Raw genomic sequence first — 15,894 nt, 5'->3', positions numbered from 1 at the left:
GCTGGACATGATGGTGCGGTCGAGAAGACTCGAACTTCCACGGCCTTTCGGCCACAACGACCTCAACGTTGCGCGTCTACCAATTCCGCCACGACCGCACGTGATGAGAACACCGGATCGACCGGCGTCTTGGCAGGCGCAGGCCCCTAGCAAAGGGTTTTGGTCCGCGCAACGTCCGTTTTCACGGCACCGTCATCAAAAGTTCAGCGGCCGTCCTCGCCGGCAAAGCTGAGCTCGAGCCGCTTCGAATTGGACGGCACGTCGAGCTTCGCCGAGTTGAAGTCGATCGACGCGCCCGGGTTGAGCGTGCGCTGCTGCGGCGTGATCGTCCAGCTGTAGACGATCCGCCCCTGGGCATCGCGCAATTCGGCGCGGATATCGGGAACGCGCTGGCGCTCGCCCGACGGATTGGTGACCTGGCCGCTGACCGCGAACAGTTCGGACCCGTTCTCCAGCTCGCGCCGCTCGATCGGATTGTCCTTCAGCCGCAACGGCGATTCGCTCGCCACCGGCAGGCCGGCGCGTGCCAACAAGCCCGGTGCGCCGACCCAGAGGATCGCGGCCGCGGCGGCGAGCATCAGCAGCCCGGCGACGACGGCGAGCAGCGTGCGCCGCCGTGACGGGTTGCGGCGCGGCTGGAACGGCGGACGATGCGCGAAGGCGTCGAAGCTGGGGGCCGCATACACCGGTTCGGGGGTGGCGAGCGGCGGCGTCGGCACGAACGCGGGTACCGTCTCCGCCAGCGGCGGCGTGTCGGCCTCCACGGGGGCTGCGGGCGCGACCACGGGCGGCTCCGGCACGGCCGCGGGCGGTTCCTGGAACCAGCTGTGCCGGCAATTGGCGCACCGCACGGTGCGTCCGTCCGCCCCGATCGCGCTGTCGGGCACCAAATAGCGGGTGCGGCATTCGGGACATTCGAGGATCATGCGGGGACGCTTCACGGGATCGCGCGGCCCACCCGACCGCACGTTCGGCGATGCTAAGCACGCGTCGCCCGCTCGTGGCAAGCTTGAAGCCGCACGCGGGGCATGCGAAGGCGGAACGGGGCAGGGCATCGCCTGCCCGTTCACACGGGAAGCGGTCGCGGCCACGCACATGGCGAACATCGTGCAGTTCGAGAATGTTGGGCTGCGCTACGGCACGGGCGGAGAGACGCTGTCCGACCTCAGCTTCGCGCTCGGCAGCGGCGCCTTCTACTTCCTCACCGGGGCGAGCGGCGCCGGCAAGACCTCGCTGCTCAAGCTGCTCTACCTGTCGCAGCGGCCGAGCCGCGGCATCATCCGCCTGTTCGGCGAGGATGCGGTGACAATGCCGCGCAGCCGGTTGCCGGGCTTCCGCCGCCGCATCGGCGTCGTCTTTCAGGACTTCCGCCTGGTCCCGCATCTATCGGCCTGGGACAATATCGCGCTGCCGTTGCGCGTCGCCGGAGTCGCCGAGCACGATCTGGAACAGCCGGTGCGCGAGATGCTGGCCTGGGTCGGCCTTGCCGAGCGCGCGCGTGCCAAGCCCGCGACACTGTCGGGCGGCGAGCAGCAGCGCGTCGCGATCGCCCGCGCGGTGATCGGCCGGCCGGAGATCCTGGTCGCCGACGAGCCGACCGGCAACGTCGATCCCGAGATGGCGGACCGGCTGCTGCTGCTGTTCGATTCGCTCAACAAGCTGGGCACGACGGTGGTTGTGGCGACGCACGATTTCCATCTGCTCAGCCGCGTGCCCGGCGCGACGATGATGCGGCTCGACAAGGGCCGGCTGCTCGACCCGACCGGGGCGCTGCGCCACCCGCCGCCCCCGCGGGGCAGCGCGTGACGGCGCGGTCCGGCGCGGCGCGGCGCGTCCTCGACGAGGCGGGAACGCAACGCGGCATGACCTGGGTGATGGCGATCATGCTGTTCCTGACGCTGCTCGCCGCCGCAGCCGGACTGGGCACGCGGCGATCGGCCAATACGCTCGAGCGACAGATCGCCGGCCGCCTGACGGTCCAGGTCGTCGAGGGCGCCCCGGCGGTCCGCGACCGGCTGGCGGGGGCGATCGTCGCGGCGCTGCGGGCCACCCCCGGCGTGCGCCGCGTGCAGCTGGTCGACCGCGCCGCGCTGACCCGCCTGCTCGCGCCCTGGCTGGGCGAGGCAAGCAGCGATGCCGACCTGCCGATCCCGGCGATGATCGACGTCGATCTCGCCCCCGGCGGCAATGCCGATACGGTCGCGGGCATCGCCCGGCGGATCAGCGCATCGAGCCGCGTCGACCGGCACGCAAGCTGGATGTCGCCGGTCAGCGGCCTGCTCACCACGCTGACCTGGCTGGCGCTCGGTCTGGTCGTGCTGATGCTGTCGGCGATGGCCGCGGTCGTCGTGCTCGCCGCGCGCGCCGGGCTGGAGACGCATCGCGCGACGATCGAGGTGATGCATATGCTCGGCTCCACCGACGTGCAGGTCGCGCGGCTGTTCCAGCGGCGGATCGCGCGGGACGCCGCCTTGGGCGCCGCGGCGGGCGGGATCGCCGCGCTGGCGGTGCTCGCCTTGATCGCGGCGCGGATCGCAGCGCTCGGCTCCGAATTGCTCGGCGCGGCGACGCTGGCGACCGGCGATTGGATCGCCCTGGTGCTGCTGCCGCTCGGCTTCGTCATCCTGGCGACGCTTGCCGCCCGGATCGCGGTGCTGACGACGCTGAGGCGAACGCTGTGATCGTCCGCACGCTTGGCCTGATCGCGCTCGGCTGGTGCCTGGGCTTTGCCGCCTTCATGCTGCTGCTGCCGCGGCCGCTGGTGGGCAATACCACCGATGCGATCGTCGTGCCGACCGGCGGCGCCGGGCGGATCGATCGCGGCATCGCGCTGCTGCAGGCGCATCAGGCGCGGCGCATGCTGGTCACCGGCGTCGCGCCCGGCGTCCGCCCGATCGACCTGGCGCGCGAATACAAGACGCCCGCGGCGCTGTTCGATTGCTGCATCGACCTTGGCGCCGACGCGGTCGACACCCGTTCCAATGCCGAGGAGACCGCCGCCTGGGTGCGCGCCCACGGCTATCGCACCGTGCGCCTCGTCTCGTCCGACTGGCATGTGCCGCGGGCGCGGATGGAACTGGCGGCGGTGCTCGGCCCCAAGGTGCTGATCCTCGGCGATGGCGTGCCGAGCAGCCCGCGCCTCGGCACCTTGGTCAACGAATACAACAAGCTGATCCTGCGGCGGATCGCACTGTGGCTGGGGGTGGGCTTGTGATCGCGTGGCTGCGGACCTGGACGTTCGCGATCCTATTCTACGGCCTGTCGGTGCCGATCGTGCTGCTCACGCCGCTGTCGGCGCTGTTCGGGCGTCGGGCGATGATCGCCCATGCGCATGGCTGGGCCCGGCTGCACCGGTTGCTCACCCGCTACGTGCTCGGCATCCAAGTCCGCGTCGAAGGCGAGCCGGCGTCCGGACCGGTCTTCTATGCGGCGAAGCATCAGGCGATGTTCGAGACGCTGGAGCTGCAGCTGATCCTCGGCGGTCCGGCGATGGTGCTGAAGCGCGAGCTGACCCGGATTCCCTTCTGGGGCTGGGCGGCGCTGCGCTACGGTGCGATCGTCGCCGATCGTGAGGCGTCGGCGGCGGCGCTACGCAGCATGATGCGCGACGCCAGGGCGTTGACCGCGGAAGGGCGGTCGATCCTGATCTATCCCGAAGGCACGCGGGTCGAGCCGGGCGAGCAGCCGCCGCTGCAATCCGGCTTTGCAGGCCTGTACCGCACGCTCGGTCTGCCGGTGGTGCCGATCGCGCTCGACGCCGGGCGGCTGTGGCCGAAGTCCGGACCCAAGCGGCCGGGCGTGGTGACGATCCGCATCGGCGCGCCGATTCCGCCGGGTCTGCCGCGCCCGCAGGTCGAGGCGGCGGTCCATGCGGCGATCAACGCGCTGGACGGGTGAACCAGGCCTTTCGCAAGTGGCGGAACGCGCGGCGAAACATGGCGAGTCTTGACAGATTTGACGCCTGAACGCGAAATCCCGCCTCCCTGGGCAATCGATCGACAATGAGAAAGACCCGAACGCCGGCACGCTATCGGCGGCGGGTCGTGTAGGACAGCGTCAATCGTGCGCGCGGCCGAAATCCGGTGCGGGGTCGTCCTGGCTCTGGTCGATGATCGCGCGCCGGACCGGCGCTGGCCGATCAGAAGCGATAGGACAGGTTGAGCAGATACGTCCGCCCGACTTCGATATAGCCGCCCGTCCGATCATGCCCCAGCAACCCCGTGCCGGTGCCGTAGGTCGCCCAGTAGCTGTGGCTGTTCAGCACGTTCTGCACCGCGACGCCCGCGGTCAGGCCGCCGCCGACGTCGTAGCTCATGGTAACGTTCATGTTCGAGGCGGGCTGCAGATAGGCGTCCGGGCTGGGGTAGCGGACCGCGATCAGCTTGTCGCCGCTATAGGCATAATCGACCGCCGCCGACACCGGGCCGCGGTTGTAGAACAGCTCCGAGTCGAACATTACCTGCGGCGCGCCCGGCATGCGCAGCTTCACCCAGTGGGTGGCGTCGACCTTGATCGTCGACTGCGCCTTCTGCACCGTCACCGTGCCCTGCACGCCCAGGCCGCGTAAAGCGCCGGGCAGGAACGACGGGCTGTAGCGCCCGAACAGTTCGGCGCCATAGACGTCGCCCTTGCCGTCGGTGGAGGTGGCGTTGATCGCGACGCCGTCCGCGCCCGCCGGCACCGCCTCGCCCACGGTGTAGCTGGTGATCGAGGTCGAGAACATGACGTTCGACAGCCGCTTGTAATAGAGCGCGACGGAGAACAGGTCGGTGCCCGCGCCCTTGCGTTCGAACGAGGCGTCGACGTTCCAGGCGGTCGTCGCCTTCAGATCGGGGTTGGATACGGACACAGAGGTCAGCGTCCTGACCGGGGGGTTACCCTGCACGTCATAGGTGCGTCGCGTCGGCCCCAGCAGCATGCCGAACGCCGGTCGCGCATAGCTTCGCCGTGCGGACAGGCGGTATACGGTCGCCGCGTCGGGCCGATAGGCGGCGATGACGCTGGGCAGCCATTCGTCATAGGCCTTGGTGCTGGTGGTGAAACCGCTCGCCGTCGTGCCCGCGACGACATCGTCGGCCCAATAGGTGGCGCCGAACCGGTTATGCTCGAAACGCAGCCCGGGCAGGATCGACAGCGCGCCGAAGCCGAACTTCGCGAGGAGATAGGCGCTGGCGCGTTGCTCGGTGCCGCGCAGCAGGTTCCTCTGCACCAGGGTCGGGTCGGCGGACGCTAGTTGGCTGAGCGACAGATTGCGTCCCTGCGCCTCGATGAAGTCGATCGCGGGGACGAAGATCGGCACCTGCGCGCCATTGCGCATGAAGCCGTTCACCGTCTTGCCGGGGACCGAGGCGAGGTTCGGGATGCTGCTGCCCGAATAATCATATTCGAGCGATTCATCGATGCTGTTCGAATCGCGCTTGGCGGATTCGTATTTCGCCCCCGCCTGAAGGGCGGTGAGCCCGCGGTCGGCGAGATGATAGGTCGCGTCGACCGCGCCTTCGCCCTTGCTCTCCGTGACATGTTCGAACTGGACGATCGAATAGGTCGCCAGATAATTGGACAGGTTGGTCAGCGCGGCGCGCGCGCCGTCGTCCAGCACGACCTGGGGGTTGATCGGATCGGCCAGACTGGTGACCAGCCGGAAGCGGGCGACGTTGCTGCCGCTCGCCGCGCCGATATAGGCCGGGGTCTGATATTTGTCCTGGAGACGAAACGGATATTCGGTCTTGCCGCGCGAATAGGCGCCGTGGACGTCCACCGTCAGCGCGCCCAACCGCGCCTCGCCGCCCAGTTGCGATACGATCAGGCGCTGGTTGCTGTGCTCGGTGCGAAAATAGTTGCTCGCGCCGGTGCCGTAGATGGCCGCATAGCCATTGGCATCGTACATGCCCGACTTGGGGTTCGGATTGACCTGCCCCGACGACAGGCTGACCTGGCGGACGGCGACCTGATCCATCCAGCTCTTCAGGCGATATTCGCCATATGTGGACCGCGAATAGAGGTCGAGTGCGTCGCTCTTCCAGTCGATGTTGAGCGTGCCACCGAACCGCTCGATGCGGTTCTGGAACACGTTCCATTCCACGCCGCGCGCGAACAGATTGTCCAGATGATCACGGGCGTTGCCGGTAATGGTGTTGTTATAGTTGATGTAATCCTTATGCGGCGCGACCGATTCGCTGTAGACGTTCTTTTTGCCGTAATAGGCCGAGGCATAGATGCCGATCGCGCCGAGGCGCTGCGCGGTCTCTAGCTGCATCGCGCCGCCCCAGCGGTCCTGATCGCGCGCGGCGGCGCGGCCGGCGAGCTGACCCTGCGCGCGGATCTGCAGATGATGGTCGGGCAGGTTCAGCGCCGAGGCGGTGCGGAAATCGATCACGCCGGCGATCGCGTCGCCGTCCTGCGCCGCGGTCGGTGCCTTGTCGACCCGCACTTCCGCCAGCGAAAAGGGCGACAGCAGGTTCATCGAGATCGCGCGGGTGCCGGCATCGGTCTGCGCCAGGCGCACGCCGTCGAAGGCATAAGCGTTATAGGCGCTGTCGAGGCCGCGGATCGTCACATATTGCGATTCGCCCGTCGCCGCCGCGTTATAGGCCTGGTTCACCGAGGCGCTGAGCCCGGGCAGGCGGGTCAGCAGGTCGGCGAGATTCTGCTGCGGCTGCGCGCGCAATTCCTCGCCCGAGATGATCGACACGAGCGAGGCGTTGTTGACCTGCTCGGTCTGTGCCTTTTCGATCGCGACGCGCTTGCCGGTCACGACGATCGTGTCCGCGTCGCGATCCTGGTCGTCGCGCTGCGCGACGCTGTCGCGATCGCTTTGGCCTGGAAGCGCCGCTAGGGCCGTTCCGTGCGTGAACATGGCAAGCGTGCCGGCACCGACGAACAGCGCGAAACGCGCCGTACGATACGTCATGATGTTTAATCCCCCAATCTAGTCCAGACCATGGTCCGGGGCGTGGCGGAGGGGCCGCTAGGGGAGCGACGCTGCAATCGTGTGTAACGCCGATAGCAGATTTGATACGCTTGCGTTACGATCTTGCTGCGACGCAGCATTTCAGCCGTGGGTTCAGGACGATAACGGTGGCCCGATCCGGACGTCTTTTGTCGCGGGAAACCGGGGGGCAGCGACCAGCGCCGATCGACGTCAATCGTGCGCCCGGCCGAAGTCGGGGGCGGGATCGTCCTGGCCCTGGTCGATGATCGCGCGGCGGATCGCGCGGGTGCGGGTGAACAGGTCGAACAGGGCGTCGCCATCGCCCCAACGGATCGCGCGCTGCAGCATCGTCACGTCCTCGGTCAGGCGCTGCAGGATCTCCAGCACCGCCTCGCGATTGTTGAGGAAGACGTCGCGCCACATCGTCGGGTCGGAGGCGGCGATGCGGGTGAAGTCGCGGAAGCCGCCGGCGGAATAGGCGATCACCTCGCTCTGGGTGACCTGTTCGAGGTCGGAAGCGGTGCCGACGATCGCATAGGCGATCAGATGCGGCACATGGCTGGTCACGGCCAGCACGCGATCGTGATGCTCGGCCGTCATCAGTTCGACCCTGGCGCCGAGCGTCTCCCAGAAGGCGCGGACGCGCGCAGTGGCGACGTCCGGAGTGGTCTCGTCGGGGGTCAGGATGCACCAGCGGCCGCGGAACAGGCTGGCGAAACCCGATTCGGGGCCGCTGTGCTCGGTGCCGGCGACGGGATGGCCGGGAACGATCGTCGCCTGCGGCAAGGCGGCGCGCATCGCGGCGGCGACGCTGGCCTTGGCACCCCCGACATCGGTGACGATCGCGTCGGCGGGCAGATCGTCGGCGATCGCCGCCGCCGCCGCACCGATCGCGCCGACCGGGACGCACAGCACGACGAGGTCGGCGTCGATCACCGCGGTGCCGGCAGTGTCGGCGATGTCGTCGGCCAAGTCGATCCGCACCGCCGTGTCGCGCACCGCCGGATCGGCGTCATAGCCGGTGATCCGCACCGTCGGGCTATAGGCGCGCAGGCCCCGCGCGATCGACGATCCGATCAGCCCCAGCCCGATGATCGTGACCCGCGCGAAGGGCAGCATCAGCCCGCTGCGCCGGCCGCGTCGCGCAGCACGGCGACGACCGCACGCATCTCGTCCTCCGCGCCGATCGTGATGCGCAGCGCGTTGGGCAGCCCCTGGCCAGGCAGCCAGCGCGTCGCATAGCCTGCCGCCATCAGCGCCTGATAGGCCGCCTCGCCGGTCAGCGCGCCGGAGAAGGTGACGAGGACGAAGTTCGCCTTCGACGGCACCGCGCGCAGCCCGGGAATGGCGTCGACCTGCTGCGCGAACCAGGCGCGCCATGTCCGATTGTGCTCGCGGCTGCGCGCGACGAAGTCATGATCGGCAAGCGCGGCGACGGCGGCGCGCTGCGCGCCGATGCCGAAGGCGAAGGGCGCACGGATGCGGTGCATCGCGTCGATGATCGCCGGCGCGGCATAGCCCCAGCCGATCCGTTCGGAGGCGAGGCCGAAGATCTTCGAGAAGGTGCGGGTGACCAGCACGTTTTGCGTCGTGCGGGCGAGCTCCAGCCCGCCATCGTCGTCCTCGGGATCGAGATATTCGGTATAGGCCTGGTCGAGGACGAGCAGGATGTCGGGACGCAGCCCCGCGTGCAGCCGCGCGATCTCCGCCTTGGCGGTGTAGGTGCCGGTCGGATTGTTGGGATTGGCGACGAAGACGATCCGCGTCCTGTCGGTCACCGCCGCCAGGATCGCGTCGACGTCGCTGGCATAGTCGCGATCGGCCACCACCACCGGCGTCGCGCCGACGCGTCGGGTGGCGATCTCGTAGACCGCGAAGCCGTAGCGGACGTGGATGATCTCGTCGCCTTGGCCTGCGAAGGCGCCGGCGGCGAGGTGGAGCACCTCGTCGGAACCGGTGCCGTAGATGATCCGCTCCGCCTCGATACCGTAATGGTCGGCGAGCGCGCCGCGCAGCGCGACCGCGGCGGCATCGGGATAGCGTTCCAGCTCGGTGGCGGCGCTGCGATACGCCTCGCGCGCCGCCTCCGGCGTGCCGAGCGGATTCTCGTTCGACGACAGTTTGACGACGCGGCGTCCGTCGTCCGCGGTGGCGCGGCCGGGAACATAGGGGGCGATGCCCAGGATCCAGGGCTTGGGAGCAGGAGCGGTCATGCGCGCGGCTGTAAGCGCGAATGGCGGGCAAGCCAATGGCGGGCGGCGGGGATGGTGTATCCGCCGCGCCGGCCTTGCGCACGGCGCGCTCGCGCCGTAGCGGGGCGGCCTATGTCCGACGATCCGCGCTTCGGCCTGTCGCGCCAGGTGACGCTGCCGGGGCCGCTCCGGCTCGACGGCGGCGTGCTGCTGTCGCCGGTCGACATCGCCTATGAAACCTACGGCACGCTCGACGCGGACGGCGGCAATGCGATCCTCGTCTGCCATGCGCTGACCGGCGACCAGCACGTCGCCTCCGCCCATCCGCGCACCGGCAAGCCAGGCTGGTGGACGCGGCTGATCGGCGCGGGCAAGCCGATCGATCCGGCACGCGACTTCGTCATCTGCGCCAACGTGCTGGGCAGCTGCATGGGATCGTCCGGCCCGGCGACGATCAACCCCGCGACCGGCAGGCCGTGGGGAATGAGTTTCCCGGTGATCACGATCCGCGACATGGTGCGGGCGCAGGCGCTGCTGCTCGACCATCTCGGCGTCGCGCGGCTGAAGGCGGTGGTCGGCGGGTCGATGGGCGGCATGCAGGCGCTGAGCTGGGCGGCGACCTTCCCGGATCGCGTCGCCGCGGCGGTGGTGATCGCCGCGACCGCGCGCCATTCGGCGCAGAACATCGCCTTTCACGAGGTCGGGCGGCAGGCGATCATGGCCGATCCGAAGTGGAACGGCGGCGATTACTACACCGGCGAGCCGCCCGCCGCCGGCCTGGCGGTGGCGCGGATGGCGGCGCACATCACCTATCTGTCCGAGGCCGGGCTGACCGAGAAGTTCGGCCGGCGGCTGCAGGCGCGGGAGGCGAAGAGCTTCGGCTTCGACGCCGATTTCCAGGTGGAAAGCTATCTGCGCCACCAGGGGCTGAGCTTCGTCGACCGGTTCGACGCCAACAGCTATCTCTACATCACCCGCGCGCTCGACTATTTCGATCTGGCGGAGGAACATGGCGGCCTCCTCGCCAACGCCTTCCGCGGCGCTGCGACGCGCTTCTGCGTGATCAGCTTCGACACCGACTGGCTCTACCCGACCGCCGAATCGCGCAACATCGTCCAGGCGCTCAACGCCGCGGGCGCGCCGGTCAGCTTCGTCGAGCTGTCGAGCCCCTATGGCCACGACGCCTTCCTGCTCGAGGCGCCGGCGATGAACCGCGTGGTCGACGGCTTCCTGGGGGGCGGACGGTGATCGCGCTGCGTCCCGATCTGGCGGTGATCGCCGACCATGTCGCACCGGGCAGTCGCGTGCTCGACGTCGGCTGCGGCGACGGCGCATTGATGGCGGCGCTGCGCGACGCGCAGGGCTGCGACGCGCGCGGACTGGAGATCGATCCCGGCAACGTCGCCGCGGCGGTGGCGCGCGGCCTGTCGGTGATCCAGGGCGACGCCGACGTCGATCTCGCCGGCTATCCCGACGCCAGCTTCGACTATGCGATCCTCAGCCAGACGCTGCAGACCGCGCGCGCGCCCGACGTGGTGCTCGACCAGTTGCTGCGCATCGGCCGCCGCGCCTTCGTCAGCTTCCCCAATTTCGCGCAATGGCGGGTGCGGCTGTCGCTGTTGTGGGGCGGGCGGATGCCGGTGACGCCTCAGCTGCCCGAGCAATGGTATGACACGCCCAACATCCACCATCTGACCGTCGACGATTTCCGCGCCTTCCTGCGGGATCGCCGGATCACGGTGGAGGGCGCCTGGTTCCTGTCGGGCGACCGCCAGCGCAGTTCGGCGGCGGCGAATCTGCTGGCGCAGCACGCGGTCTTCCTGTTGCGGCGATAGGCGGCAGCCGTCTTTCTGGCGGCCGATGCGACGAACCGCGGAACATCCGGGGCTAACCTGTGTTTGGCACAGCCAAGACCGGATCGAGATATGACCAAAACCGCCCTGATCGTAGAAGATGAGATCTTTGTCGCGCTCGACCTCGAGCGGATCCTGATCGATGCCGGTTATCGGGTGGCGGCGATCGCGGCGGACAGCGAGAGCGCGATCGAGGCGGCGGCGCAATGCGAGTTCGCCTTCGTCGACGTCAATCTGCGCGACGGCCCTACCGGCCCGCAGATCGCGCGCCGGATCGCGCAGGACTATGGCGTCAAGGTCGTGTTCGTCACCGCCAATCCGACGCAGATCAATTGCGATGGCGATTGCGCGCTCGGGTACATCCGCAAGCCGTTCAGCGAGTCGGCGATCCTCGCCGCGGCCGCGCTGGCGTCGGACGGCAGCGGCGCGGCGGCGAACGACGATCTGGTGATGCTGCGGTCGGTCAGCAACTGACGTCGCGAGTGTGAGGGCGGCGAGAGCGCCCTGGCTAGGCCTGAGGCGATGGTCCTGGATATGCGACGCCCCAATGGGCCGATGTCATCCTGGCGCCCTCCCTACGATCGTCGCGGGGCGGGGTCGCTACCGCCGGCTGAAGGCCGCCACCGGTACCGTTACGGTGACCGCGATGCCGGCCCGGTCCCAGGCGCGCTGTACCGTTCCGCCGAGCTGCCGCACCGCGGACAGTTCGATCAGCTGGCTGCCGAAGCCGTCGGCATGCTGCGGCGCCTCGACCTCGGGACCGCCGCGTTCCGCCCAAGACAGGGTCATCACCTCGCCGTCATGGCGCAGCCGCAGATCGACGTCGCCGTCGGGCCGCGACAGCGCGCCATATTTGCTCGCGTTGGTCGCCAGCTCGTGGAACAGCAGCGCCAGCGGTGTCGCCGAGCGATCGTCGATGCGGATGTCGTCGCCGACGATGTGGATCGCCTCGCGCTCGCCGCGGCGATAGGGCGCGAACAATTCGGTCAGCAGCCCCTTCAGGCTGTCCTGCTGCAACGCCGGCCGCGATTGCGAACTGTGCGGACGCACGAAATCGTGCGCGCGGCCGAGCGCGGTGATGCGCTGGCGCAGATCGGCGGCGATGCCGGCGAATTCCGGCCGGCCACGCGCGGCGAATGAGATCAGGCCGGAGATCACCGCGAAGATGTTCTTGATCCGGTGCGACAGTTCCTGGCTGATCACCTCGCGCTCTTCCAGCGCCAGCTTCTGCTCGTGAATGTCGGTGCAGGTGCCGAACCAGCGGGTGATCGCACCGGCGGCATCGCGGATCGGCAGCGCGCGGCCGAGCACCCAGCGATAGGTGCCGTCGAAATGGCGCAGGCGATATTCGATCTGATAGGGATCGCCCGTCGCCAGACTGTGACGCCACACCGTCCAGGCGCGATCCTGATCGTCGGGGTGGAACATGTCGTTCCAGCCCTCGCCGTCGGTCGATCCGGCGGGCGCGCCGGTGAATTCATACCAGCGCGCGTTGTAATAATCGTGGAAACCGTCGGGCAGCGTCGACCAGACCATCTGCGGCATCGCGTCGGCCAGCGTGCGAAACCGATCCTCGCTGTCGGACAGCCGCCGCGCCGATTCGTCGGCCTCGTCGCGGCGCTGGATCGCGTCGCGGTTGTCGCGCAGCCGCGCCATGACATTGGCGGCGAGCACCTCCAGCCCCTGCAGCTGCAGCGGCGTCAGCCCGTCGCGCGGCCGGTCGTCGAGGATGCACAAGGCGCCCAACGGCACGTTGCCGTCGCCGATCAGCGGTACGCCGGCATAGAAACGGACATGCGGCTGCTGCGTGACGAGCGGATTGTCCGCGAAGCGCGAATCGGCCGTCGCGTCCGGCACGATCATCGGCCCCTCGCGGCGGATCGTGTGATCGCAGAACGAGATGGCGCGGCTCGTCCCCTCCATCGCCAGCCCGGTACGGGCAAGGAACAGCTGCTCGCGATCCTCGATCAGCGTCACCAGCGCGATCGGCGCCTCGCACAGCGCGGCGGCGAAGTCGGTGATCTGCTTGAGTGCCGCCGAATTGCGCAGGGCGCGCGGCTGATAGCTGGCGAGCGCGGCCAGCCGCGCCCGCTCGTCGATCCGCCAGCCGGACGCGTTCGGTTGTACGTCCGATGCCACGATCAGAACGGCACGTCGTCGTCGAGATCGTCCGCGAAGCCACCCGACTGGCCGCCGCCGAAGCCGCCGCCACCACGATTGCCGCCGCCCGACTGGCCGCCGCCATAGCCGCCGCCGCGGTTGCCGCCGCCGCCATAGCCGCCCGAGGAGCCGCCGCCGAAATCGTCGCCGCCACCGAAGTCGTCGCCGCCGCTACGGCCGCCGCCACCGCCGCCCTGGCCGCCGCCGGGACCGTCGAGCATGGTCAGCACGGAATTGAATCCCTGCAGCACGATCTCGGTGGAATATTTGTCGTTGCCCTGCTGATCCTGCCATTTGCGGGTCTGCAGCTGGCCCTCGATATACACCTTCGACCCCTTGCGCAGGAAGCGTTCGGCGACGTTGGCCAGGCCCTCGTTGAAGATCGCGACCGAATGCCACTCGGTCTTTTCCTTGCGCTCGCCGGTGTTGCGGTCCTTCCAGCTTTCCGACGTGGCGATGCGCAGGTTCACCACCTTGCCGCCGTTCTGGAACGACCGCGATTCGGGGTCGCGCCCCAGATTGCCGACGAGAATGACCTTGTTGACGCTGCCCGCCATAATTGCCTCTGCTAGAGACCGGCGAGAACCGCCAGCCAGTACGTGATTCCGGCCGCCAGATAGGCCGCCGCGAACAGGTAGCTAACCATGAACAACGGCCACTTCCACCCGTTTGTTTCGCGCCGCGTCACCGCGATGGTGGATATGCATTGCGGCGCGAAAACGAACCACATCAGGAAGGCGAGCGCCGTCGGCAGACTCCAGCGGCCACGGATCTGGTCGGTGATCCGTTCGGTGCCGCCGCCGGCCTTGTCGTCGATGGCATAGACGGTGCCGATCGCCGACACCGCGACCTCGCGCGCCGCCATCGCCGGCAACAGCGCCAGCGCGATGTCGCGGTTGAAGCCGATCGGCTTGACGACATATTCGATGCCATGGCCGATCCGGCCGCCGATCGAATAATCGACCGGGCTGATGCCGCTGCCTTCCGGCGGCTTGGGGAAGCTGAGCAGCAGCCACAGCACCATGGTCGTGGCGGCGATGATCGTGCCGGCGCGCTTCAGGAAGATCAGCGCGCGCTGCCACAGGCCGAGCAGGATGTCGCCCGCGCGCGGCACCTGATATTTCGGCATCTCCATCATGAAGCCCGACGAGGCGCCCTTGGTCACCGTCCGACGCAGCACCAGCGCGGCGGCATAGGCGCCGATGATGCCGATCAGCAGCAGGCCGAACATGACGAGCCCCTGCAGCCGGACGAACGGCAGCACCGGCGTGTTGGGGATCATCGCGCCGATGATCAGCGTGTAGACCGGCCAGCGCGCGCTGCACGTCATCAGCGGCGCGATCAGGATCGTGGTCAGCCGGTCCTTCTCGTCCTCGATCACGCGGGTCGCCATGATCCCCGGCACCGCGCAGGCGAAGCTGGACAGCAAGGGAATGAAGGCGCGCCCCGACAGGCCGACCGTCGCCATCAACCGGTCCATCAGGAAGGCGGCGCGGACCATATAGCCCGACGATTCGAGCACCAGGATGAAGAGGAACAGGATCAGGATCTGCGGCAGGAAGACGACCACTGCGCCGACGCCGGCGACCAGGCCATCGGCGAGCAGCGAGCGGATGAAGCCGTCGGGCAATTGCGTGTCGATCAGCCGCTGCAGCGCCGCGAAGCCCGCGTCGATCATGTCGGCAGGCACGGTTGCCCACGAAAAGACCGCCTGGAACATGACGAACAGGATGGTGGCGAGCAGCAGCGGCCCGGCGACCGGATGCAGCGCCACCGTGTCGAGCAGGTGCATCCAGCGTCGCCCGCTGGTTTCGGCGACGGTCGCGGCGCCGGCGATCTTCCGCGCGCGGCGTTGCAGCGTGACGATATCGTCCTGGATGCTGCCGTCGGACGGGCGCAGCGGCGTCGCGCCGCGCGTCGCCACCACCGTCGCCAGTGCAGCGCGCAGCGCGTCGAGGCCGCGGCGCCGCACCGCGACGGTCGGGATCACCGGCACGCCCAATTCGCGCTCCAGCACGGCGGGATCGAGCGTCAGCCCGTCGCGCTCCGCCAGGTCGATCATGTTGAGCGCGACGACGACCGGCAGGCCGAGCGCGATCAGTTGCAGCGTGAAGCGTAGATGGTTGTCGAGATTGGCGGCGTCGACGACGACGACCATCGCGTCGGGCAGCCGTTCCAGCCCGCCCTTGCCGGTGACGACGTCGCGGGTCACGCGTTCGTCCGGGCTGGACGGTTCCAGACTGTAGGCGCCGGGCAGGTCGATCAGCTCGACGGGACGGCCGTCGTCGAGCACCAGCCGGCCCGAATGGCGCTCGACGGTGACGCCGGGGTAATTGCCGACCTTCTGCCGTGCGCCGGTCAGGGCGTTGAACAGCGCGCTCTTGCCGGCATTGGGATTGCCGACCAGCGCGATCAGCGGCGGATGTTCCATGGACGCGGGCCGGCTTATTCGGCCGGCATCGGCACCGAAACCTGGATCGCCGACGCGACCGCGCGGCGCAGCGCCACCGTCATCCGGCCGATGCGGCAGGCGATCGGGCCACCACCCAGCCGGGCGCGGTGCAGCACCTCGACCCCGACGCCTTCGTCGAAGCCGAGCTCGCGCAATCGCCGGGCTTCGGGGGCGGACAGGCGGGTCCAATCGATCGCATCGACCGTGGCGGCGTGATGGCGCGGCAGCGTCTCGAGGTTCAGAGTCGGAAACACACTCCCTTTATAGCGGGAGTGCGACTGATTATCAATTACCGTCTGTCGCAGG

General features: G+C 68.8%; 15 protein-coding genes and 1 tRNA gene. 7 read left to right on the top strand and 9 right to left on the bottom strand.

Annotation, left to right across the window (positions count from 1 at the left end):
* Positions 1 to 11 precede the first annotated feature (11 nt).
* Positions 12 to 98, bottom strand: a tRNA-Leu gene (locus ACU5AX_RS16580).
* Positions 99 to 203: 105 nt separating this feature from the next.
* Entirely contained in the window at positions 204 to 926 is a 723-nt protein-coding gene (locus ACU5AX_RS16575) for an MJ0042-type zinc finger domain-containing protein (RefSeq protein WP_446691857.1), read from the bottom strand.
* 169 nt (positions 927 to 1,095) lie between these two features.
* Here ACU5AX_RS16575 and ftsE point away from each other — a divergent pair, with 169 nt between their 5' ends.
* Genes ftsE through ACU5AX_RS16555 form a run of 4 tightly spaced genes read left to right on the top strand, consistent with a single transcriptional unit; the run spans position 1,096 to position 3,897 of the window.
* Positions 1,096 to 1,806 (top strand): cell division ATP-binding protein FtsE, encoded by a 711-nt coding sequence (gene ftsE, locus ACU5AX_RS16570; RefSeq protein WP_198354064.1) that lies wholly within the window; start codon positions 1,096 to 1,098, stop codon positions 1,804 to 1,806.
* Positions 1,803 to 2,681: a cell division protein FtsX gene (locus ACU5AX_RS16565; RefSeq protein ID WP_446691856.1), complete on the top strand. Its 879-nt coding sequence runs from the start codon at positions 1,803 to 1,805 to the stop codon at positions 2,679 to 2,681. The genes ftsE and ACU5AX_RS16565 overlap by 4 nt, the downstream gene beginning before the upstream one ends.
* On the top strand, positions 2,678 to 3,214 hold the full coding sequence (locus ACU5AX_RS16560) for a YdcF family protein (protein WP_446691855.1): 537 nt from the start codon (positions 2,678 to 2,680) through the stop codon (positions 3,212 to 3,214). Before ACU5AX_RS16565 ends, ACU5AX_RS16560 begins: the two co-directional genes overlap by 4 nt.
* Positions 3,214 to 3,897 carry a lysophospholipid acyltransferase family protein gene (locus ACU5AX_RS16555; RefSeq protein ID WP_446691925.1) on the top strand — a complete coding sequence of 228 codons (684 nt, stop codon included), beginning with the start codon at positions 3,214 to 3,216 and terminating at the stop codon, positions 3,895 to 3,897. Before ACU5AX_RS16560 ends, ACU5AX_RS16555 begins: the two co-directional genes overlap by 1 nt.
* A gap of 241 nt (positions 3,898 to 4,138) precedes the next feature.
* On the opposite strand, the gene ACU5AX_RS16550 is transcribed toward ACU5AX_RS16555, so the two are convergent.
* From ACU5AX_RS16550 to hisC, 3 genes are all read right to left on the bottom strand, one after another.
* Positions 4,139 to 6,910: a TonB-dependent receptor gene (locus ACU5AX_RS16550; protein WP_446691854.1), complete on the bottom strand. Its 2,772-nt coding sequence runs from the start codon at positions 6,908 to 6,910 to the stop codon at positions 4,139 to 4,141.
* A gap of 231 nt (positions 6,911 to 7,141) precedes the next feature.
* Entirely contained in the window at positions 7,142 to 8,050 is a 909-nt protein-coding gene (locus tag ACU5AX_RS16545; RefSeq protein WP_446691853.1) for a prephenate/arogenate dehydrogenase family protein, read from the bottom strand.
* Positions 8,050 to 9,144, bottom strand: a complete 1,095-nt coding sequence (gene hisC, locus ACU5AX_RS16540; protein ID WP_446691852.1) for a histidinol-phosphate transaminase — start codon at positions 9,142 to 9,144, stop codon at positions 8,050 to 8,052. Before hisC ends, ACU5AX_RS16545 begins: the two co-directional genes overlap by 1 nt.
* A gap of 111 nt (positions 9,145 to 9,255) precedes the next feature.
* Here hisC and metX point away from each other — a divergent pair, with 111 nt between their 5' ends.
* The 3 genes from metX to ACU5AX_RS16525 all read left to right on the top strand — a co-directional run bounded on the left by metX (position 9,256) and on the right by ACU5AX_RS16525 (position 11,450).
* Positions 9,256 to 10,371, top strand: coding sequence for a homoserine O-acetyltransferase MetX (metX, locus tag ACU5AX_RS16535; protein ID WP_446691851.1), 1,116 nt, complete (start codon positions 9,256 to 9,258; stop codon positions 10,369 to 10,371).
* Positions 10,371 to 10,958 carry a methionine biosynthesis protein MetW gene (gene metW, locus ACU5AX_RS16530; RefSeq protein WP_446691924.1) on the top strand — a complete coding sequence of 196 codons (588 nt, stop codon included), beginning with the start codon at positions 10,371 to 10,373 and terminating at the stop codon, positions 10,956 to 10,958. The genes metX and metW overlap by 1 nt, the downstream gene beginning before the upstream one ends.
* Before the next feature lie 90 nt (positions 10,959 to 11,048).
* On the top strand, positions 11,049 to 11,450 hold the full coding sequence (locus ACU5AX_RS16525) for a response regulator (RefSeq protein WP_198354071.1): 402 nt from the start codon (positions 11,049 to 11,051) through the stop codon (positions 11,448 to 11,450).
* Between the two features lie 126 nt (positions 11,451 to 11,576).
* Here the strand turns inward: ACU5AX_RS16525 and ACU5AX_RS16520 are convergent, their stop codons facing one another.
* Genes ACU5AX_RS16520 through ACU5AX_RS16505 form a run of 4 tightly spaced genes read right to left on the bottom strand, consistent with a single transcriptional unit; the run spans position 11,577 to position 15,842 of the window.
* Positions 11,577 to 13,115, bottom strand: coding sequence for a sensor histidine kinase (locus ACU5AX_RS16520; RefSeq protein ID WP_446691850.1), 1,539 nt, complete (start codon positions 13,113 to 13,115; stop codon positions 11,577 to 11,579).
* A gap of 2 nt (positions 13,116 to 13,117) precedes the next feature.
* On the bottom strand, positions 13,118 to 13,693 hold the full coding sequence (ssb, locus tag ACU5AX_RS16515) for a single-stranded DNA-binding protein (protein ID WP_198354073.1): 576 nt from the start codon (positions 13,691 to 13,693) through the stop codon (positions 13,118 to 13,120).
* Positions 13,694 to 13,704: 11 nt separating this feature from the next.
* Entirely contained in the window at positions 13,705 to 15,567 is a 1,863-nt protein-coding gene (gene feoB / locus ACU5AX_RS16510) for a ferrous iron transporter B (protein ID WP_446691849.1), read from the bottom strand.
* A gap of 14 nt (positions 15,568 to 15,581) precedes the next feature.
* Positions 15,582 to 15,842: a FeoA family protein gene (locus ACU5AX_RS16505; RefSeq protein ID WP_198354075.1), complete on the bottom strand. Its 261-nt coding sequence runs from the start codon at positions 15,840 to 15,842 to the stop codon at positions 15,582 to 15,584.
* Between the last annotated feature and the right edge of the window lie 52 nt (positions 15,843 to 15,894).

Source organism: Sphingomonas benefaciens (genome assembly GCF_052907485.1).
Note: the sequence above shows the minus strand (reverse complement) of the source record. Positions and strands in the feature narration are given on the sequence as shown.